The organism is Burkholderia cepacia, assembly GCF_001039005.1.
GTDB lineage: Bacteria > Pseudomonadota > Gammaproteobacteria > Burkholderiales > Burkholderiaceae > Burkholderia > Burkholderia theae.
Window position 1 is genome coordinate 160,964 of sequence record NZ_LDWR01000006.1, and the last position, 17,925, is coordinate 178,888.

The 17,925-nt window shown below is 65.3% G+C and carries 22 protein-coding genes and 1 pseudogene; 9 read left to right on the forward strand and 14 right to left on the reverse strand.

All coding sequences use genetic code 11. The features are described 5' to 3' along the window. Nucleotides 1-7 precede the first annotated feature (7 nt). Nucleotides 8-1,249, forward strand: coding sequence for an MFS transporter (locus VL15_RS03235; protein ID WP_048243081.1), 1,242 nt, complete (start codon nt 8-10; stop codon nt 1,247-1,249). 14 nt (nt 1,250-1,263) lie between these two features. Then, nucleotides 1,264-2,085, forward strand: coding sequence for an SDR family NAD(P)-dependent oxidoreductase (locus tag VL15_RS03240; RefSeq protein WP_048243082.1), 822 nt, complete (start codon nt 1,264-1,266; stop codon nt 2,083-2,085). A gap of 81 nt (nt 2,086-2,166) precedes the next feature. Here the strand turns inward: VL15_RS03240 and surE are convergent, their stop codons facing one another. The 3 genes from surE to VL15_RS03255 form a co-directional block, all read right to left on the reverse strand. Beyond that, nucleotides 2,167-2,943: a 5'/3'-nucleotidase SurE gene (gene surE / locus VL15_RS03245; RefSeq protein ID WP_048243083.1), complete on the reverse strand. Its 777-nt coding sequence runs from the start codon at nt 2,941-2,943 to the stop codon at nt 2,167-2,169. A gap of 177 nt (nt 2,944-3,120) precedes the next feature. After that, nucleotides 3,121-3,429: an AzlD family protein gene (locus VL15_RS03250; protein ID WP_047901894.1), complete on the reverse strand. Its 309-nt coding sequence runs from the start codon at nt 3,427-3,429 to the stop codon at nt 3,121-3,123. Beyond that, a complete protein-coding gene (locus VL15_RS03255; RefSeq protein WP_047901893.1) occupies nt 3,422-4,156 on the reverse strand; it encodes an AzlC family ABC transporter permease in 735 nt (244 codons plus the stop codon). The genes VL15_RS03250 and VL15_RS03255 overlap by 8 nt, the downstream gene beginning before the upstream one ends. Before the next feature lie 125 nt (nt 4,157-4,281). On the opposite strand from VL15_RS03255, the gene VL15_RS03260 reads away from it, so the two are divergent. From VL15_RS03260 to VL15_RS03270, 3 genes are all read left to right on the forward strand, one after another. After that, nucleotides 4,282-4,740: an Lrp/AsnC family transcriptional regulator gene (locus VL15_RS03260; protein ID WP_006749370.1), complete on the forward strand. Its 459-nt coding sequence runs from the start codon at nt 4,282-4,284 to the stop codon at nt 4,738-4,740. Between the two features lie 219 nt (nt 4,741-4,959). After that, a complete protein-coding gene (locus VL15_RS03265) occupies nt 4,960-5,529 on the forward strand; it encodes a hypothetical protein (protein WP_048243084.1) in 570 nt (189 codons plus the stop codon). Nucleotides 5,530-5,654: 125 nt separating this feature from the next. Continuing rightward, nucleotides 5,655-6,326 carry a YebB family permuted papain-like enzyme gene (locus VL15_RS03270; protein WP_048243085.1) on the forward strand — a complete coding sequence of 224 codons (672 nt, stop codon included), beginning with the start codon at nt 5,655-5,657 and terminating at the stop codon, nt 6,324-6,326. Nucleotides 6,327-6,357: 31 nt separating this feature from the next. On the opposite strand, the gene VL15_RS03275 is transcribed toward VL15_RS03270, so the two are convergent. From VL15_RS03275 to VL15_RS03300, 6 genes are all read right to left on the reverse strand, one after another. Beyond that, entirely contained in the window at nt 6,358-6,645 is a 288-nt protein-coding gene (locus VL15_RS03275) for a helix-turn-helix domain-containing protein (protein WP_048243086.1), read from the reverse strand. Then, complete coding sequence (locus VL15_RS03280; protein ID WP_048243109.1) at nt 6,632-6,973, reverse strand: type II toxin-antitoxin system RelE/ParE family toxin; 342 nt, start codon at nt 6,971-6,973, stop codon at nt 6,632-6,634. Before VL15_RS03280 ends, VL15_RS03275 begins: the two co-directional genes overlap by 14 nt. Nucleotides 6,974-7,188: 215 nt before the next feature. Beyond that, a complete protein-coding gene (locus VL15_RS03285; RefSeq protein ID WP_048243087.1) occupies nt 7,189-7,821 on the reverse strand; it encodes a LysE family translocator in 633 nt (210 codons plus the stop codon). A 210-nt stretch (nt 7,822-8,031) separates the two neighbouring features. Continuing rightward, a complete protein-coding gene (locus tag VL15_RS03290) occupies nt 8,032-8,913 on the reverse strand; it encodes a PASTA domain-containing protein (RefSeq protein WP_048243088.1) in 882 nt (293 codons plus the stop codon). An 81-nt stretch (nt 8,914-8,994) separates the two neighbouring features. Continuing rightward, on the reverse strand, nt 8,995-9,327 hold the full coding sequence (locus VL15_RS03295) for a DUF2322 family protein (RefSeq protein ID WP_048243089.1): 333 nt from the start codon (nt 9,325-9,327) through the stop codon (nt 8,995-8,997). A 228-nt stretch (nt 9,328-9,555) separates the two neighbouring features. Further along, nucleotides 9,556-10,365, reverse strand: a complete 810-nt coding sequence (locus VL15_RS03300) for an MBL fold metallo-hydrolase (RefSeq protein ID WP_048243110.1) — start codon at nt 10,363-10,365, stop codon at nt 9,556-9,558. A 383-nt stretch (nt 10,366-10,748) separates the two neighbouring features. Here VL15_RS03300 and VL15_RS03305 point away from each other — a divergent pair, with 383 nt between their 5' ends. After that, the gene (locus tag VL15_RS03305; protein ID WP_053077567.1) at nt 10,749-11,354 is read left to right on the forward strand and encodes a helix-turn-helix domain-containing protein; all 606 of its coding nucleotides are present in this window, start codon (nt 10,749-10,751) and stop codon (nt 11,352-11,354) included. A 174-nt stretch (nt 11,355-11,528) separates the two neighbouring features. On the opposite strand, the gene VL15_RS03310 is transcribed toward VL15_RS03305, so the two are convergent. Further along, the gene (locus VL15_RS03310; RefSeq protein ID WP_048243090.1) at nt 11,529-11,915 is read right to left on the reverse strand and encodes a RidA family protein; all 387 of its coding nucleotides are present in this window, start codon (nt 11,913-11,915) and stop codon (nt 11,529-11,531) included. Nucleotides 11,916-12,305: 390 nt separating this feature from the next. Beyond that, the gene (locus tag VL15_RS03315; protein ID WP_048243091.1) at nt 12,306-13,007 is read right to left on the reverse strand and encodes a flavin reductase family protein; all 702 of its coding nucleotides are present in this window, start codon (nt 13,005-13,007) and stop codon (nt 12,306-12,308) included. A gap of 284 nt (nt 13,008-13,291) precedes the next feature. On the opposite strand from VL15_RS03315, the gene VL15_RS03320 reads away from it, so the two are divergent. Both VL15_RS03320 and VL15_RS03325 read left to right on the forward strand, forming a co-directional pair. After that, the gene (locus VL15_RS03320; protein WP_048243092.1) at nt 13,292-13,618 is read left to right on the forward strand and encodes a thioredoxin family protein; all 327 of its coding nucleotides are present in this window, start codon (nt 13,292-13,294) and stop codon (nt 13,616-13,618) included. 10 nt (nt 13,619-13,628) lie between these two features. Further along, nucleotides 13,629-14,048, forward strand: a complete 420-nt coding sequence (locus tag VL15_RS03325) for a secondary thiamine-phosphate synthase enzyme YjbQ (protein ID WP_048243093.1) — start codon at nt 13,629-13,631, stop codon at nt 14,046-14,048. Nucleotides 14,049-14,068: 20 nt separating this feature from the next. Here VL15_RS03325 and atsR read toward each other — a convergent pair whose 3' ends face one another. From atsR to VL15_RS03340, 3 genes are read right to left on the reverse strand one after another with little or no spacing between them, the layout of a single operon-like run. Further along, nucleotides 14,069-15,880 (reverse strand): hybrid sensor histidine kinase/response regulator AtsR, encoded by a 1,812-nt coding sequence (atsR, locus tag VL15_RS03330; protein WP_048243094.1) that lies wholly within the window; start codon nt 15,878-15,880, stop codon nt 14,069-14,071. A 1-nt stretch (nt 15,881) separates the two neighbouring features. Beyond that, nucleotides 15,882-16,385, reverse strand: coding sequence for a molybdopterin-dependent oxidoreductase (locus VL15_RS03335; RefSeq protein ID WP_048243095.1), 504 nt, complete (start codon nt 16,383-16,385; stop codon nt 15,882-15,884). Nucleotides 16,386-16,434: 49 nt separating this feature from the next. After that, entirely contained in the window at nt 16,435-17,307 is an 873-nt protein-coding gene (locus tag VL15_RS03340; RefSeq protein WP_048243096.1) for a response regulator, read from the reverse strand. Between the two features lie 365 nt (nt 17,308-17,672). Between VL15_RS03340 and VL15_RS03345 the strand changes: the two are divergent. Then, nucleotides 17,673-17,925 (forward strand): annotated as a pseudogene (locus VL15_RS03345) (sel1 repeat family protein); the annotation flags it as partial.

A 17,925-nucleotide genomic window follows, 5' to 3' on the forward strand; every position in this document is an offset into this window, starting at 1 on the left:
TAGCGCGATGGGAAACGTAGCGGTGGCGCGCGGCGAGCGTGCCGTGGTGCTCGGCCTGCGCGAGAACTGGCGGCAGTTTGCGCTGCTCGTGCTGGTCAACGCGTTCGTCGGCGGGATGGTCGGCATCGAGCGCACGGTCGTGCCGTTGATCGGCTCCGAGCAGTTCCATCTCGAATCGACCGCGCTGATCACGTCGTTCATCGTCAGCTTCGGGCTGGTCAAGGCGTTCGCGAACCTCGTATCGGGCCAGCTCGCCGACACCTGGGGGCGCAAGCGCGTGCTCGTCGTCGGCTGGCTGGTCGGCCTGCCCGTGCCGTTCATGATCATCGCGGCGCCGAACTGGGAGTGGGTGATCGCCGCGAACGTGCTGCTCGGGCTGAGCCAGGGGTTCGCATGGTCGATGACGGTGATCATGAAGGTCGATCTCGTCGGGCCGAGGAGCCGCGGACTCGCGGTCGGCCTGAACGAATTCGCCGGTTATTTCGCGGTGGGCCTGACCGCGTTCCTGACCGGTTATCTCGCGAGCCGTTACGGGCTGCGCCCGATGCCGATCTATCTCGGCGTGTTCTACGCGATCGCGGGCCTGCTGCTGTCGGTCCTCGTCGTGCGCGACACGCGCGAGCATGTGCGGCTCGAAAGCGGCAAGCCGGCCGGCGCGTCCGCGCTGTCGTTCCGCGACGTATTCCTGCTGACGTCGTTGCGCGACCGCAACCTGTTCGCGGCGTCGCAGGCCGGTTTGATCAACAACCTCAACGACGGGATGAGCTGGGGCATCTTCCCGCTGTTCTTCACGACGCTCGGGCTCGGCATCGAGCGGATCGGCATCCTGAAGGCCGTCTATCCGATCGTGTGGGGAAGCTGCCAGGTCGTCACCGGGCCGCTGAGCGACCGGTGGGGGCGCAAGAGGCTGATCGTCGCCGGGATGTGGGTGCAGGCGGCCGGGCTCGCGCTGACCGCGCTGACGGGGCAGTTCCGCTGGTGGCTCGTTGCGAGCGTGTTGCTCGGCCTCGGCACGGCGATGGTCTATCCGAGCCTGATCGCGGCCGTGTCCGATGCGTCCGAGCCCGGTTGGCGTGCCCGTTCGCTGAGCGTGTACCGGTTCTGGCGAGATCTCGGTTATGCGATCGGCGCGCTGTCGGCCGGCCTGATGGCCGACCGTTTCGGCTTCGTCGCTGCGATTCTGGCGGTGGCCGTCGCTACGTTCGCGTCCGGGTGCGTCGTCGCGCTTATGATGCGGGAACGCCACTGACAGGGTTCCCCGAAATGGACGCGCCGCTTCCGCCGATGCATGCCCCGAATGCCGAAACGGCACCTGAAACCGAAGCCGCCGCCGAGCCGCGCGCGTCGCGCCTGCATCGGCCGGTCGCGCTCGTCACCGGATCGACGTCGGGCATCGGCGCGGCCATCGCGCGCCGCCTGACCGCGGACGGCTACGCGGTGATCCTGCATTCCCGCAGCTCGGCCGACACGGGGCACGCGATGGCGCGCGAACTCGGCGCGGCCTATGTGCAGGCCGATCTCGCCGACGATGCCGAGCGCGTGCGGTTGATCCGCGACGCGCTCGCCGTGCACGGCCGGCTCGACGTGCTCGTTAACAATGCGGGGATCAGCCGCGTGATTGCGCATGACGATCTCGCCGCGGCCACGCCCGACGTGTGGCGCGAGATGCATGAAATCAACGTGATCGCGCCGTTCCGGCTCGTCGCCGAAGCCGAGGCCGCGCTGCGTGAAGCGGCATCGCGCGGGCGGGCCGGTTGCGTCGTGAACGTCAGCTCGCATGCGGGCGTGCGGCCGAAGGGCGCGTCGATTCCGTATGCGGCGGCGAAGGCCGCGCTTAATCACACGACGCGGCTGCTGGCGCGCACGCTCGCGCCGGCGATTCGCGTCAATGCGGTCGCGCCGGGGCTGGTCGACACGCCGCTGACCGCCGACTGGACGGAAGCGCAGCAGCTGTGGCGCGAGCGCGCGCCGATGCGCCGCGCGGCGACACCGGACGACATCGCGCAGACGGTCGCGATGCTCGTCGCGTCCGATTACGTGACGGGCGAGATCGTGATGCTCGACGGGGGATTGAACCTGACTTGACGCGGAGATGCAGCACGGCCGCCAGGCAGCCGCGCGCCAGCATCGCGCGCACCTGCCGGGGCCGCTTCGCGGAATGCGCGCTCAGCCGAGGTTCGAGCGCAGCCGCGCGAGCGCGTGGTCGTGCGTGCGTTCGAACTTCAGCGGCGTGACGGCGATATAGCCTTCGCCGAGCGCGACCGTTTCCGAATTCGCGTCGTCGTCGCGCGGCGCGCGAGCGAGCTTCAGCCAGTGATAGTCGAGCTCGCGCGGGTCGCGGCCCGACACGATCTCGACGCCCTGCAGCGTGCCGGTGCCCTGGTTCGTCACCTTCAGCCCGCGCACGTCCTGCGCGGGGCGCGCCGGGAAATTCACGTTGAGGCATGCGTCGCTGTCCCAGCCGGCGGCGGCGAGCCGGCGAATGACGTCCGGCGCGAGCGCGAGTGCCGTGTTCCACGGCACCGCATGGCGATCGGTGAACGCCTGGCTCAGTGCGATGGCCGGCACGCCGACCAGCATGCTCGTCATCGCGGCGCCGACCGTGCCGGAAAACACCGTCTCGGTGCCGAGATTCGCGCCGCGATTCACGCCGGACAGCACGACGTCGGGCCTTGCATCCTTCATCAGGTGGCTGACCGCGATCGCGACGCAATCGCCGGGCGTGCCGCGCACGGCAAAGCGACGTTCGCCCTTGCGATGCACGCGCAGCGGTTCGTGCAGGCTCAGCGAATGCGACGTGCCGCTCTGGTCTTCCGCCGGCGCGACGATCCACACTTCGCGCGCCAGTTGCGTGGCGACCTGTTCGAGCACTTCCAGGCCGGGGGCATCGAATCCGTCGTCGTTGGTGAGCAGGACGCGGTCGAACAGCGGAGTTTCTTGCATCGGGACGATCCTCGCGGAGATGGGCAATGACAGGGGAGTGCAGCGTGGCGCAAGCCACAAGGCTAGCATCCCCGCGTGCGCCTTGCCGTGTCGCGTCGCCGGCGCGGATGTGAAAACGGGCGCATCGCGCGCCCGTTGGTCGGTGGAGGTGCCGCGCACGCGGCGGGTCGGAACGGTTTATCCGAGCAGGTGCCGCAGCAGCCCGGCCGACGCGACGCCGACGATGACGGTCGGCAGGATCGACAGGCGGGTTGCCGCCAGCAGCGTGACGGCGAGTGCGAGCAGGTCGGCCGGGCGCGTCGACACGAAGGCCGGCGCGATCACCGAAATCAGCACGCAGCCGGGCACGTTCTCCATCACCGATGCCATGCGCGGGCTGAGCGTGCGGTTACGCAGCAGTACGTAGCCGAGGATGCGCGACAGATAGGTCGTCGACGCCATCAGCACGATCGTCGCGACCGTGCTGAAATCCGGAAGCTCAGGCATCGCGCGGCTCCCACAGCAGCGCGGCGATCAGTCCCGCGCATGCGCCGGCCGCGACGTACCACGCACCGGGTACGGCCAAGTGCGTGGCCGCCGCGACGACGAGGCTGACAAACCACGGGCGGCTCGCGCGCATCCCTTTCCACATCCCGCGCAGCAGCACCAGAAACACGGCCGTGAACGCCATGTCGAAGCCGTACTGCTCGACGTTGCCGATCGTCGGGCCGACCGCCGCGCCGAGCGTGGTCATCGAGATCCACGTCAGGTAGAGCCCCACGCAGATGCCCGCGTAATAGGGCACGCTGATGTGCGTGGCCGAGCGCGAGCGCGCGTCGGCGAGCGACATCGCCCAGCTCTCGTCGCACATGAAGAACAGCGCGACGAACGCGCGGCGGCGCGGCAGGCGCCGGATATACGGCTCGAACGCCGCACCCATCAGGATGTGGCGCGAGTTCACGAGGAACGACATCGCGACGATCAGCGCGATGTGCGGCGGCGAGGTCCACAGATGGATCGCCGCGAATTCGGACCCACCGCCGAAGTTCAGGCCCGTCATCATCGGCACCTCGAACAGGCTCAAGCCTTTCTGCGCGGCCTGCGCGCCCAGCACCAGCGCGAACGGCACGAAACCCAGCATGACGGGCAGCGCCGCGCGCAAACCGCGACCCATCTCGGCGACATAGGCGGGCTTGTCGCGAAGCCCGGACGACGTTGAAACGCTACTGCTCATTACTCCTCCTTCGGGGGAGGGATTGTCTGCTTTTTTGACTCGAATCGGGTTGCGTTGTGGCCAGATTTTTCTGAGAATTTGGCATTGAACGCGTGATTTGCGAATTTATTGGAATCGGATGCCAAATGAAACTTGACGCCATCGACCGCCGGATCCTGAGCGCCCTTCAGCGCGACGGCCGCATGCAGAACGTGGAGCTCGCGCACGAAGTCGGGCTGTCGCCGTCACCGTGCCTGCGGCGCGTGCGCCTCCTCGAGGAAGCCGGCGTGATCGAGAAATACGTGGCCGTGCTGAACCCCGCGAAGGTCGGCAAGGGGCTGACCATCTTCACGCGCGTGTGGCTGAAGGGGCAGGACGCGGAATCCGTGAACCGCTTCGCCGATGCCGTTCAGCAGATGCCGGAAGTCGTCGAGTGCCACCTGATGGCCGGCGATTGCGATTTCCTGCTGCGAGTCGTCGCGGCCGACATCGACGACTACCGCCGTTTCCAGATGGAAACCCTCACGCGCATTCCCGGCGTGCTGAGCGTGAAGACCGATATCCCGATGCAGAAGGTCAAGCTCACGTCGGCGCTGCCAACCTAGCGCGGCGTGGGCGTGCGTCGACGAGTCGACGAACGGTCATGGCTCGGTGACAATCGCCCGGTAGACTGGCGAGTCACGCCGTATCGAACGTACGGCTCGCACCGTCGTGCGACGTTCGATGCGCAAGCAACTAACGGTCAATGTCAACGCGATCGGGCAGGCGGCGCGCGCGCCGGATCATGTGCCGGCGCGGGTGCGTTTCTTCTTGTCGGGCCATTCATGCAGCCATTCAACAATCCGTGGAATTCGCTGGAAATCGTCAAGCTCACGCTCGGCGTGCTGACGCCGTTGTCGGTCGCGTGTCTCGGCTGGCTCGTCGCGCGCCGGCTGAAGCGGCTCGAACTCGTGCAGTGGACCAACCAGCGGCTGATCGAGAAGCGGCTCGCGCTGTACGACGCGGTCGCGCCGCAGCTCAATGCGCTGCTGTGCTTCTATACGTGGATCGGCTACTGGAAGGACATCTCGCCGGACGACGTGATCCGCGCGAAGCGCGAGCTCGACCGCACGTTCCACATCTACCGCTACCTGTTCGACGACGACGTGTATGACGCGTATCACACGTACATCCACGCGCTGTTCGACATGCATACGGGCCCGGGCCGCGATGCGCGGATCCGTTCGCTGATCCAGGCGCCCGACGGCGACCGGAGCGTGCACGGCTCGTATGAATGGAAGCCGGCGTGGTCCGAGCGTTTCTCGACCGCGAATGTCGTGTCGAAGGACGACGTGCTGCGGTATTACACGCAGTTGATGGAACGGCTGCGCGTGGCGCTGGGCGCGACGCGCTGAAGGCGGCGCACCGGTATCGAAATCCGCTCCCCCGCGACACGGATTCGCACCCTCGCGCAAGAAGCGGATGCGGCGCGCGGTCGCGGCTGCCATGCTCGCGCCATGTTCACTCGCGCGAGGTCCGTATGCTTGTCGACACCGGCTCCCAGCCGCTCATGATCCGCTCGCCCGGCGTGGGCCGGCGGCGTCTTTTCTCCGTTGGTGCTTCCGGGTCGCATGACGTGCCGTTGCCGGTCGAGCCGAAGATCGGCGACATCGTCTTCATCCGCGTGACGGTGCGGCCGTTTCTCGAAGTGGCGAGCGCGACGCGCTCATGGACGAATCATGTCGGGATCGTCGTCGGCGAGCGCGGCGGCGAGGCGCTGGTCGCGGAGAGCACGTTTCCGCTGTCGCGCGTCACGACGATGTCGCGGTTTCTCGCGCGTTCCGATCGCGGCGCATGCGTGATCGCGCGGCTGAAGCAGCCGCTCGATGCCGCGCAGCGGCGCCGGCTTGTCGACGCGGCGATGCGCCGGATCGGCGTGGTCTACGACACGGGCTTCAATCTCGCGTCAAGCCGGCAGTTCTGCTCGCGTTTCGTGCGCGACGTCGTGCGCGATGCGACGCGGATCGTGCTCGGCGACGTCGAAACCTTCGACACGCTGCTGCGCCGGAATCCCGATCATCCGCTCGGCTTCTGGAAGATCTGGTATTTCGGCCGGATTCCGTGGCGCCGCCGCACGGTGACGCCGGCGAGCCTGCTTGACAGTGGGGCGTTGCGTGTCGTGGTGGATACGCGCGAGCGTGACGCGGAGTGACGGGGCGTCGGCCGCTTGCGGTTGGCGCGACTCAGGCGAACGAGATCACGAGCCTCTTGCCGCATGCCGCCGCATACTTGCGCAGCGTATCGATGGACGGCGAATGCTGGCCCGTTGCGAGCGCGCGCTCGAGCCGTGTCACGGCCGGCGCTTTCGTGCCCATACGCTCCGCCACATCGGCTTGAGACAGGCCGGCCTCTCGCCGGGCAGCCAGCATGGCGTCGAGCAGCGCGAATTCCTCGCGGTTCAGCCGGTCGTATTCGGTGCGTACCGCTGGATCGGCCAACGCGCGCTCGCGCATTGCCTTATAGGTTGCCATATCGAATCTCCTTCAACCGGCGGCGCGCGGTGTCCAGTTCCTTCTGCGGCGTTTTCTGCGTCTTCTTCACGAAGCAGTGAAGCATGACGATCCGCCGGTCGACGACCGCGCAGTAAAACACACGGGCGATACCTTCCAGGCCCTTCAAGCGCATTTCATACAAGCCGTCGCCCATCGGCCTGGTGTGAGGTTCGCCCAGGTTCGGGCCGTACTGCTCCATACGGTCAGCGAGTGCGAAAAACCTGGCGGTCAGCGTTTTTGGCAACGCAAAAACGCCTGCTTCGACCCGCTCGCTGAAGAACTGGATTTCATACGCGACGGTTCGTATAGTAACAAATATGTTATCTCCATGCAAGAAGGAGCGCCGTCGCGTACGTCGTGAGGGCGGCTCGCCGGATGCACGGAAGCAGCGGAGAAACGCTCAGGCGCTTCTCCGCTGCTTCGTTGCTGATGTGCGAGCCGGATTGTTTGTCGGCGGCGTGAATTCGACCAGCTAGCCGAATGGGTATCGGGCCTGCCCGTGCGCTTCGGGAGGACGCGAGATCAGTTCCGCCCCGCCACCGCAAGCCGCGCCGCGAGCCCCACGAATACCGTGCCGAGCAGGTATTGCGGCAGCTTCGACGGGCGGCGGCGCGCGCCGATCCGCTGGCTCAGCCGGCTCGCGGAGAGAATGACCGCGCCGTTGACGACGATCCCGATCAGGTTGAGCACCGTCGCGAGCACGAGAATCTGCACGGCGATCGAACCGTGCTCGGGCCGCACGAACTGCGGGAACAGCGCGAGCACGAACAGCGCCATCTTCGGATTCAGCAGGTTCGTCGTCAGGCCCTGGCGGAAGATCGTCGCGGTCGAGTGGCGCCGCTGCGACGCGACAGGCGACAGCGCGGTCGCATCCGAACGGAACGTTTTCCAAGCGAGATACAGCAGATACGCGGCGCCCGCGAAGCGCACGGCGTCGTAGGCGATCGGCACCGCGACAAACAGCTGCGACAGCCCGAGCGCGGCCGCGAGCGCGTGGCAGTAGGTGCCGGCCTGAATGCCCGCGAGCGTCGCGAAACCCGCGCGCCGTCCCTGGCTCACGCTACGGGACGCGATCAGCAGCATGTCGGGGCCTGGCGTGGCGGTCAGCGCGAGACACGCGCCGGAGAACAGCGCGAGCGTGGAGAGGTCGATCATGGGCATCCTTTTCGTCCGGAGGGCGTAAAAGGGAGGTCAGTTTAGGAGCGTGCGCGATGCGGGTCAATCGCGCGAACGGCCGATGATCCGGCGCTCAGGCTGCGCCGGGCGTCGGCGCATGCGTCCCGCCTCACGCACGGCGATGCGTCCCGCCGCCGACTCAACGGCGCGCGCAGGTGCTGCGTCATGCGCGCACCGCCGGAGCACACGTCACGGCTTGCGGCACGCGACCTGATAGTCGATCACGGTGTTATCGGACGGTTTGTCCGGCTCGCCGCCGACTGTCGTCACGCCGAGCACGCCGGCCGCGTTCCGGTATCGCAGCGCGCAATAGCCCATGCCGGTGCCCGAACAGGCTTCGGCTTCGATGATGCCGTGCTTCGCGAGCGTTGCCGCGCCGTCCGTCGCGTCCGGCTTTTCACGCGGACGCAGCGGCTGCCAGCCATGTGCAATCAGGACCTTGCGCGCCGCGTCGAGCGGCTTGCCATAGACGTTGGGCACGACCGTGCGGCCGCGGCAGTACGTATGTTCGGCGGCGATGCGGGTCAGGCGCAGGCCGCCGTTCTCTTCGTGCAACTCGCCGACCGGCGGCGCCGGGCCGTCGCCGCCCCAGATCAGCAGCGCACCGCTTTCCAGTGAATCGGCCGAACCGAGCTGCCAGTCTGCCGCGCGCGAGGCATAGCCGAGCGCGACGAGCGTCGTGCCGTCGTACACACCGATGTTGCCGTTGCGCGCGAAACAGATCGCACTCGTGCCGGGCTTGAATCCGCTCGCGAACGTGACGACCGTGTAGCGGCCGAGCGGCGCCTCGGAAGTCACGATCCAGCCGAGCTTCGCGACGTCGCGGCCGGCCGCCGTGGTCAGCTTCTTCACGCGGTATTGCGCGCAGAAATCGTCGAGCGAGCCGTTCTCCGGCGAGCGCGGCAGCGCAGCGAGCGGCACCAGCAATGCGCCGGCGATGTCGGATGCCGTATGCAGCGGTTCGGCCGATGCCGTGCCGCCGAGTGCGGCGCAGGCAACGGCCGCGATCGAAGCGAAAGCAACGTGCGACGCAAGGCGGCGGGCAAACGGCAGGGCAAGGAAGCGGGACACGCGGGCGGTCTCCGGGGAAAGAGGTACGGGCGCGATGATCGCGGGTTTCCGCGCGCGTGTCAGGAGCGTGTCGTCGGCGACTCAGCCCTTAGCGACGACGTCGATACGCAGCGCTTCGCCGCCGGCGACGATCGCCAGCAGACGATCGACGTTCGGATGCGCGCCCGGACGGTTGCGCGCGTCGGCCGTATGTTCGGCGAACACGGCGAGGCCGTGCTCGGCGGCCTTCGCGTCGAGCGTGCCGAATGCGTGCTGCAGGTAGTTGTACACCGCGAGCGAGCCTTGCTTGCCCGGCTGGTTCTCGATGGTCGCGACCACGTCGCCGTTCGTGCCGACGAGATCGATGCGCGCGACGCCGTCGATGGCCGGCAGTTGCGCGAGGTTGTCCTTGAATACTGGGGTCGGTTGAATCACTGAAAACACTCCGTCGGTTCGGTCAGGGGCCAAAGTGCGTGGCCGGCCGTATCTTATCCGATCGGCCTCGGCGCACCGGCCGGCTGCGCCGCGCTGTACGCCGGGCCGCAACCCCTGCGATTCGTACCAGCGGATAGTGTGGCTGCTGCGTCCCGTCGCGTGCGCGATCTCGCCGATCAGCAACGTGAGTGACTGCTCGCTTGCGCTACTTATGGGGCAATACGCGTCTCACTCATCGCCAAGGGGATGAAAGGCGAAACTGCCGCCGCTGGTCGTTACGCTCCCGATGCCGGGGAAATCCAGATGGGCGCCGGCCACGAAATAATTCGGCCGGGCCGCACGCTCCAACAGTGCCAATCGTGTATCGCGAGCCCTCGACTGGTTGCTGTCGTACTCCCACGAAATTTCGGGACGCCCGAACTGCACCGATGGAACGTGAATAATGTCCCCCCAAACCAATAGACGTCCCACGCTGCTTGCAACTTCGTATGCCGTGTGCCCGGGAGAATGCCCGGTCGCGCGAACCGCGGTTATCCGGTCACTCACGGAGAAATTGTCCGTAACCGGGGTGACACGATCCCGCAGTCGGGCCAACCGGCCGGTAAATGCCGAGATTTCTTCCGGACCTGCGAGGATTCTCGTCGCCTGCGGAAATGCGTCGGAACCGTCCGGCGCAATCAGGCCGTTCACATGATCCTCATGGGTATGCGTCAGCAAAACGTCCGTGATGCTGGCTCTATCGATTCCGGCCTCAGCGATCCCGTCCACCAGTGCTCCCATCGTGGAATACCACGTGTTCGACGCCCCGGTGTCGACGAGGATGGCCCGCTCACCATCGATGATGAGGAACGCATTGACTGACAGTCGCAATTGGTTGTCGACCAACTGCGTCCCGACTGGCGGTTTGTCGAACGTGCCCCCATCGACGCGTCGAAGCCGCGTGGCGGGCATATCCACATATCCGTCTCGGAGCGCGACGATCTTGAGATCGCCAAACTGAAAGGACGCAAAGTTCTGCCCCTTTGCAATCAACTTCATGGCGTTCGTGCCCATACTCGATGACCCTCGAAATCGGATAACCACTCATTATCGAGTAGAAGTGTATCTACTATGGGAGATTCGAGCAAGGACAGCGCTCAGCCACCACAGCCGCATGTCCCAAGTGGCCGTTCCATCGTTTTCCAGCCCGCGCACACCTGACCGCATGCTCAGCACGATGAGCCTTTCGGCGCCTACCGATTCGAATTGAACGCGACCCGTGCGCCCGACATCACGCCCGGTGCGATCGCTGGTAGCGTCGCGCGATCTCGATGCCGTGAGCGCATATCAGCGGAAGCAGCGATCTTCGATGCTCGACTCCTTCTTCTATGGTGGAGGATAATATTCGTTTGTTGATTCGACTTACCACCGGAAAGGGACATATGCCGCAGGGACAAGACACCGATTCGAGCGCATCGGACGAGTACGACTCGGTCTCGCGCGCCTTTGGAGGCCGTGTCCGCGGATTGCGGGAAGCTGCCGGTCTGACTTTGGAGCAACTGTCGCAACTTTCCGGAGTCAGTCGCGCAATGCTCTCCAAAGTCGAACGCGGGGAGAAGAGCCCGACGATCGGTATCGCAACGAGAATCGCGCACAGCCTTCAGGCGTCGCTGACGGAGTTGGTCGGGGGAAATCAGCCCGAAGACAATACGGTGGTGATGCGCAAGGCGGCACGTCCGATCTTTCGCGACCCCGAAACGGGTTTTGAACGGCACATCGTTTCACCGGCGACAGGCGCCGGCCGCGTAGAGCTCGTCTATCACTATCTTCCCCCCGGCGTTTCGACTGGATGGCTTCCGGCCTACCCGTCCGGATCGGAGAAACAGATCGTCGTGACGATCGGGAATCTCGTTGTGGAGTTCAGGGCCAGGAAGGAATATCTGGGGCCCGGCGACTCGCTCTTCTTCCAGGCCGACGTCGAGCTCTCTTTCGTCAATCAGACGGCGGAGCCGTGTGGCTATTTCATGGTCATTTCTCGCCGCGCCTAGTCAGCCCTGCTTTCAAAATCGCATCGATATCGTTGTGACTGGTCGTTTGGGGCAATGGAAGCGGCGTGCCGTCGCGGATCAAGGTGGCGGGGGAGTCTGCTCGGGCCGAGCGCTTGTTCAAGCGGCGAACACAGATCAATGGATGTTCGCCGCTCGCTCGGAGATGAAATTGCGTCAGCGGGCCGCGACTGCCTGAATCTCCACCAGGAGATTGGGTTCAGCCAATCCGGCAACGATGACCATCGTGGTAGCGGCAGCGTGCCCCGCAAATCGCCGCTCGCGCTCCTTGCGGAAGAACGGCACGAGGTCCGGGCTCGTGATAAAGCCGTCGACCTTGACCAGATCCTTCGCGGTCATCCCGGCATCGGCCAGCACTGCCAGGAGGTTATCCCAGGCCAGCTCGGTTTGCTTCTCCGGGTCGTCTGGAACGACACCATCCGGCGTGACGCCCACTTGTCCGGAAACATACAGCCAGCGCGCGTCACCGGACGCCGAGGCGCCTTGGCTGTAGCAGGAAAACGGCGGCGCAATGCTGGCCGGATTGTGCAACGTGATGCTCATGGCAGGCTCCTTCGAAGATCCGGTTGAATAGAAACAACAGATCGGCGCCGACAGTTCACTTTTATCGCGCGTGCCGGCACCGATCGATGACGCAGAAATTCAATACGCACTGCAAAATATCGTGTGGCAACCCATGGATGGCTGGTGTCCGATCTCCTCGGACGTTTCCGCTTGTCTACGGTCGGCAGTTCGGGAGGATTCCCGAGGCACCACACTTGAAGCATTCGGAGATTAAATCTCCTATAGAAGAATGTCAATGCGCAAATCCAACTTTGCGCGTCAACCAACCGGCGGTCTCAAGTTAGTCACACAACGCGATCCGGCGCTTCCCTCGCGTCCAAAAGCCGAATGAACTGCATGTGCCGCATCGGGCGCGACCAGTGCGCTTCACTACCGTCCGGCGCCGACCGGTATACCCGCGTCGCGCGAGCGCTCGATGTCGGGGCTGCGATACGCGCGCTCGGGAATCTCGGCGAGCCGCGACGGGTGCACTTGCTGCGGCGCGAGGCCATAGAATTTTTGGAAACTCATGATCAGCGGCGACCACTTGTCCGGATCGATGCGGTCGGGATACCCGTCCATCAGCAGGTCGGGATGCACGTGGACGCGCTGGATACGCAGCTCGAACACGCGGATGTAGCCGCGCAGGTCGGGCGCTTCGTCACCGATCCCGTGCGTGGCCGCGACGACCGCTTCCATATGCACCGGACATTCGAGCGCGCGCGGTGGCGACACGGTTTGCGACGCCGCTTCAGTGAGCCCGGCCGTGCCGAACTTGTCGGGTTCGAACACATAACCTTTCGCGCGCTTCCCGTCGGGCACCGGATACGTGCCCGTCGTGCGCGCGATCCGGTCGACCGCGTGCGCCTGCGTCGCCGACGGCAGGTTCAGCACGCATTCGCCGGTACGCATCAGGTTGCGGGTGGTCTGCGAACTGGCGGCGATGCCGATCACGCCGCGCCAGCCGAGCCAGAACGCGGACGAGATCGGCGCGAGATTGGCCGTGCCGTCCTCGTTCAGCGTACTGACCAGCACGACGGGCGTGCCGAAGTAGAGGATGTTCGGTTCGGTGACGAGATGCGGAGCGTTCATGGTCGGAGCCTTCGTTGACGGGATCAGTCTGCATGCTGATCCCGTCGCGACGGCACGGCGCTCCGAATCTTGTCGTGTCATTCCGGTGGCGGCAGCGCGATGGAGGAACGGGCATGGCGCGCCGTGCGCAGGCGGCGCCAGGAAGGCGGCGGGCGATTTCGACGGCCGGTTTCCGCGTCCGCGCGCGCCGGCAGCGCGCTTGCTTTTCCGCTACAGTAGGACAGCGCGGACAGCACCCGCCGACCCTGCGCGGTCACGTTCCGGAATTCCACATGAGGGCCCCGATGCACACTCCGCAACGCTATTCCGAAGATGCGCCGACGCGCGCTGAAGTCGACGCACTGGCCGGCACCACCGTCATCGAATTCGGTACGAACTGGTGCGGGATCTGCGCGGGCGCGCAACCCGCGATCGTCGCGTCGTTCGCCGCGCATCCTGCCGTGCGGCACCTGAAGATCGAGGACGGCCCGGGCCGCCCACTCGGCCGTTCGTTCCGCGTGAAGCTGTGGCCGACGCTGGTGTTCCTGCGCGACGGTGTCGAAGTCGCGCGCGTCGTGCGTCCCGACGACGCGAAGCAGATCGAAGCCGACGGCTTCGCCGCGCTGGTCTGACACTACGGCCATGCAACAAGCCATCACGCACATCGGCGTCGACGCACGCGGCAGCGGCCTCGTCGAGTTCACGTCGCAAGTGCGCGCGTTCGTGGATCAGCAGACGATCCGCACGGGCCTGCTCACGGTGTTCTGCCGCCATACGTCGGCATCGCTGCTGATCCAGGAGAACGCGGATCCGTCGGTGCGGCGCGATCTCGAACGCTACTTCGCGACGCTCGCGCCCGAGGACGACACGCGCTACGAACACGATACCGAAGGCGCCGACGACATGCCGGCGCATCTGCGCACGGCGCTCACACAGGTGCAATTGTCGATCCCGGTCGAGCACGGGCGCATGGTGCTCGGCACCTGGCAGGGGATCTACCTGTTCGAGCATCGTCGCGCGGCGCACCGGCGTGACATCGTGCTGCATCTGATCGGAGAGTGAGCGGCGAGTGAGCGGTGCGCTCAGCCGAGCAGCTTCTCGACGAGCGTGCCGAGTTCGCGCAGGTGGACGGGTTTGGGCAGGAATTCGTCGAACACCTGCTTGTTCTCGCGCAGCGCGGCCGATTCATACGCGCTGACGCCGAGGATCGCCGGGTGCCGGCCGTCTTCGTCGGGTTCCGCGACCGCGCGAATGCGCCGCGCGACTTCGAAGCCGCTCAGGTCCGGCAGTTCGAGATCGAGCACCACGATGTCATAGCGGCCCGTGCCGAAGCGCGCGACGCCTTCCTGCCCGGTGCCGCACAGGTCGGCGTCGATGCCGAGCGCCGACAGCATCGCGCCGAGCGTTTCGCGCGCGTTGTCGTTGTCGTCGACCACCAGCGCGCGCCGGTCGCGGTGCGCGGCGGCGTGCGGCAGCGCGGGCACGTCACCGGTTGCTTCGTCCGTATCGGGTGCCTCGGCGGGCAGCGTCACGACGAATTCGCTGCCTTCGCCGACCACGCTGCGAACATCCACATGCCCGCGCAGCGTCGTCACGATTTCGCGCACGACGGCGAGCCCCATGCCGATCCCGTCCACATGCAGGCCGACCGCGTCGTTCGCGCGGTAGAACGGCTCGAAGATCTTCGACAGATGCTGCTTCGCGATACCGGTGCCCGTGTCGCGCACGGCGATGGTCAGCTGCTGGCCGGCGGGCGCGTCGGCGAGCGTGATCGATACCCCGATCGACCCACCGAGCGTGTACTTGACGGAATTCTCGATCAGGTTCGACAGCACCTGTCGCAACAGTTTGCGGTCCGAACGGATCGCGAGATCGTGCGGCTCGACCTGCTGCGCGATCGCGATCCGCTTGGCCGCGATCTTCTCGCGCAGCGGCTCGATCACTTCGACGAGCAGCGACGCCATGCCGACCGTTTCCAGCTCGGCGAGGCGCTTCGTCGAGCGCAGCTTGATGTAGTCGGTCAGATCCTTGACGAGCGCTTCGAGCGACAACGCGGAATTCTGCAGCCGCCGGATCGTCTTCAGGTTCGCGTCGGACTGCGGGCGCGCCAGCAGGATCTCGATCGACCCGCAGATCGCCTGGAGCGGCGTGCGCAACTCGTGGCTGACCATCCCGAGGAAGGCGTTCTTCGCCTCGATCATTTCGAACGCGCGGTCGGACGCCTTGCGTTCCGCGTCGAGCGCCGCGTCCTGCCGTTCGAGCAGGTCGTCGCGCGTGCGCATCGTATAGAACAGCAGCAGGAACAGCGCGCACAGAATCACGCCGAGCACGCTGCCGAGGATCAGGATCGCCCGCTGCTTTTCCTTCAGCTGGTGGAACGTGAAGTCGCGCTGCGCCATCTCGATCGCGCGGAAGTAGTTCGCGAGGCCGTTGACCTTCGGCCAGTACGCGTTGACGTCGTCGATCACGTGCTGCGCGTCCTTCGGCTTGTCGCGCAGCAACGGCACGTCATGCTTCAGGCGCGCCATGAATTCGCCGAGCGCGTCGATCTCGTTGCGCGCGCGCGGGATGCGCAGCCAGTATTCGGACACCTCGGACGGCCGTTGCAGGAACCCGAACGACACCGACAGGCTGTCGAGCTGCATCTGCACGTGGTCGAAGTCGTCGTCCTCGTGCGTGGCATAGAGAATCAGTTGCCGGTCGAACCGCGTATAGACGTTCCGGTATTGCGCGGCGGTCCAGAACACGCCTTCGCGCGGCCCTTCGAGCACGCCCTCATTGACCGAGGTCGCCAGCAGGTCCCACAGCAGGAACGCCCATGCGGCGAATCCCATGATCCACAGCGACCCCAGGACCAGGATGATTTTTCTATTTTTCCACCGCCGACGTTTCATTTCACTTCACGGTCAGGCCGATGATCTGCCACGCGAACTTCGCTTCGCCGAGCGGCGTCTTCAGCTCGTCGGGGTACTGGTCGCGCGGATACATGATCCACAGCGGGCCGTAGTTGTCGTTGCCGAGCACCTTGCCGTTCATCGTCCGGGCGAGGATCACGCCGTACCGGTCGGCATCGGATACCGGAATCGTGAACGTGTATTCGTCGATACAGCGAAATTCGATCTGCGTGCCGTGCGCACCGACAGTCTTCAGCACGTCGGACAGGCGCGGGCCCGTGAAGGTCGCTTTCGGCGTCCAGCTCGTCGACGTGACGATCGTATGCTGCGGCAGCGCCATCAGCGCCTGCTCGGAAAACACGTAGACCTTCTTGCCCTGCTGGTTGCTGTTGTCGATCTTGCCGTCGACCGTGAACGTAAACGACGAAGCGGCCCATGTCGCGGCGGCCAGCCCGAGCAGGCAGGCCGTCAACAGGCTCTTGGTCCAGATGGTCGAAATTCGCATGTCTTGCCCTCGGTCATGGTGTTGTTGGTTATGGGTTGTCGCTCCGGTCTCAGCTCGCGACGGCCGCGGCCGGCAGCGTGATCTTCAGTTCGCGCGCCACTTCGGCGAACAGGATCGGCAGGCGCACCGGCTTTTCTTCGCAGCGCGCGTTGTAGTGCGACACGATGTGCGCGATCTCGTCCTCGCTCGCTTCGCCGGTCGAGATCTTGCCGGTCAGCAGGAAGATCGGCGCACCGCTGTTCTCGCTCGAACGGATGCCGCGCACGAGTTCGGCGGCGGTCTGGTCGCCGAGCATCCAGTCGAGGATGTAGCCGTCGAAATCCTCGACCTCCAGCGCCTTGCGGAACGTCGCGCCGTCGAAGTACGGGATCGCGTTCACGCCTTTCTCGATGAAATATTCACATACCGTTTCGGCGACGTCCTGCGAATCGTCGACCACGGCGATCCGCGCCGCATACACGTTCGGCTGGCTCGAGCGCAGCTCGACGACATCGACCGCATACGTGCGCCCTTCGCGCGCATGTTGGCGCTCCGTGACAATCCATTCGCCTTGCCACTGCAGCGCGACGAAATCCGTTTCGATCTGGCTGCTGGCTTTCGCCGAGATCGCGGCGCGGCAGCGGAAGCGCCGCGATTCGATTACGAGCGTCGCGTCGATCATCTCGACCGCGGCCGGCTGCGTGCCCTTGTCGTCGAGCAGGATCGCGGGCGGCACGCTGAAGTGCGTCGCGATGTCCTGCAACTGCGACAGGTTCCACGGGATCAGGCCTTTCATCTTGCGCGTGACGACCGAGAAACTGAGGCCCAGCACATTCGCGATCGTCGTGTTGTGACTTCGCGGCGGAATGCCGTTCCGGTTCAGGAGGTCGCGCACCTTGTTGGCGGTGATGAGGTCGACGTTGGCCTGCTCGCTGTTGGACATCTCGATGGGGTCTCCAGGGGTTTTGGGCGAGGAAGAGCATATCAAAAGTGACGCGTCATGCAAGCTTCGAAAAAGCGAAGAACCTTGACATGCCATTTTTCTCCATTATTATTGCTCACCACGTCACTATTGTTTGTCGCGTCATGTTTGGAGGTCGATGCCGGCGTCAGTCGGTACGGCAAAAAGGCGACGGCAATGAAGCAGTGACTGAACGATTCGAAGAGAGAACCTGAGAGAGCCTAGGGCTGCGTGTCGGCGTCGGCGGATTATATTCGCCGCGCCGCGCGCGACCGGGTGTGAGGCGAGCTCACGGGGTGGGATGGCTCGAAGAATTGCGGCGCCAATAGAACTCAAGGAAGGTAACAATGTACCGCCGTTTACTCGCACCGGGGCTGCTGTTGCTGCTGCTGGCCGCGTGCGCGCAGGATCCATCCACCATCAGCAACACGGTGCGGATCTGCGACGACACCGGCTGTTCCGATCGTCCAAAAGATCAGGTCTCCTACCAAAAGAAGGACGATGCGGAAGACCGCGAAGACCCGCGCATCGTTGCGCTGAAGCAAGCCGCGAAGGCCCAGCCCAAGGCGGCCTACGACCTCGGCCTGCGTTATTTCCGCG

Coding starts and splice junctions, on each gene's coding strand:
- VL15_RS03235 (WP_048243081.1), top strand. CDS start 8: ATGGGAAACGTAGCGGTGGCGCGCGGCGAGCGTGCCGTGGTGCTCGGC.
- VL15_RS03240 (WP_048243082.1), top strand. CDS start 1,264: ATGGACGCGCCGCTTCCGCCGATGCATGCCCCGAATGCCGAAACGGCA.
- surE (WP_048243083.1), bottom strand. CDS start 2,943: ATGCAAGAAACTCCGCTGTTCGACCGCGTCCTGCTCACCAACGACGAC.
- VL15_RS03250 (WP_047901894.1), bottom strand. CDS start 3,429: ATGCCTGAGCTTCCGGATTTCAGCACGGTCGCGACGATCGTGCTGATG.
- VL15_RS03255 (WP_047901893.1), bottom strand. CDS start 4,156: ATGAGCAGTAGCGTTTCAACGTCGTCCGGGCTTCGCGACAAGCCCGCC.
- VL15_RS03260 (WP_006749370.1), top strand. CDS start 4,282: ATGAAACTTGACGCCATCGACCGCCGGATCCTGAGCGCCCTTCAGCGC.
- VL15_RS03265 (WP_048243084.1), top strand. CDS start 4,960: ATGCAGCCATTCAACAATCCGTGGAATTCGCTGGAAATCGTCAAGCTC.
- VL15_RS03270 (WP_048243085.1), top strand. CDS start 5,655: ATGCTTGTCGACACCGGCTCCCAGCCGCTCATGATCCGCTCGCCCGGC.
- VL15_RS03275 (WP_048243086.1), bottom strand. CDS start 6,645: ATGGCAACCTATAAGGCAATGCGCGAGCGCGCGTTGGCCGATCCAGCG.
- VL15_RS03285 (WP_048243087.1), bottom strand. CDS start 7,821: ATGATCGACCTCTCCACGCTCGCGCTGTTCTCCGGCGCGTGTCTCGCG.
- VL15_RS03300 (WP_048243110.1), bottom strand. CDS start 10,365: ATGAAGTTGATTGCAAAGGGGCAGAACTTTGCGTCCTTTCAGTTTGGC.
- VL15_RS03305 (WP_053077567.1), top strand. CDS start 10,749: ATGCCGCAGGGACAAGACACCGATTCGAGCGCATCGGACGAGTACGAC.
- VL15_RS03310 (WP_048243090.1), bottom strand. CDS start 11,915: ATGAGCATCACGTTGCACAATCCGGCCAGCATTGCGCCGCCGTTTTCC.
- VL15_RS03315 (WP_048243091.1), bottom strand. CDS start 13,007: ATGAACGCTCCGCATCTCGTCACCGAACCGAACATCCTCTACTTCGGC.
- VL15_RS03320 (WP_048243092.1), top strand. CDS start 13,292: ATGCACACTCCGCAACGCTATTCCGAAGATGCGCCGACGCGCGCTGAA.
- VL15_RS03325 (WP_048243093.1), top strand. CDS start 13,629: ATGCAACAAGCCATCACGCACATCGGCGTCGACGCACGCGGCAGCGGC.
- atsR (WP_048243094.1), bottom strand. CDS start 15,880: ATGAAACGTCGGCGGTGGAAAAATAGAAAAATCATCCTGGTCCTGGGG.
- VL15_RS03335 (WP_048243095.1), bottom strand. CDS start 16,385: ATGCGAATTTCGACCATCTGGACCAAGAGCCTGTTGACGGCCTGCCTG.
- VL15_RS03340 (WP_048243096.1), bottom strand. CDS start 17,307: ATGTCCAACAGCGAGCAGGCCAACGTCGACCTCATCACCGCCAACAAG.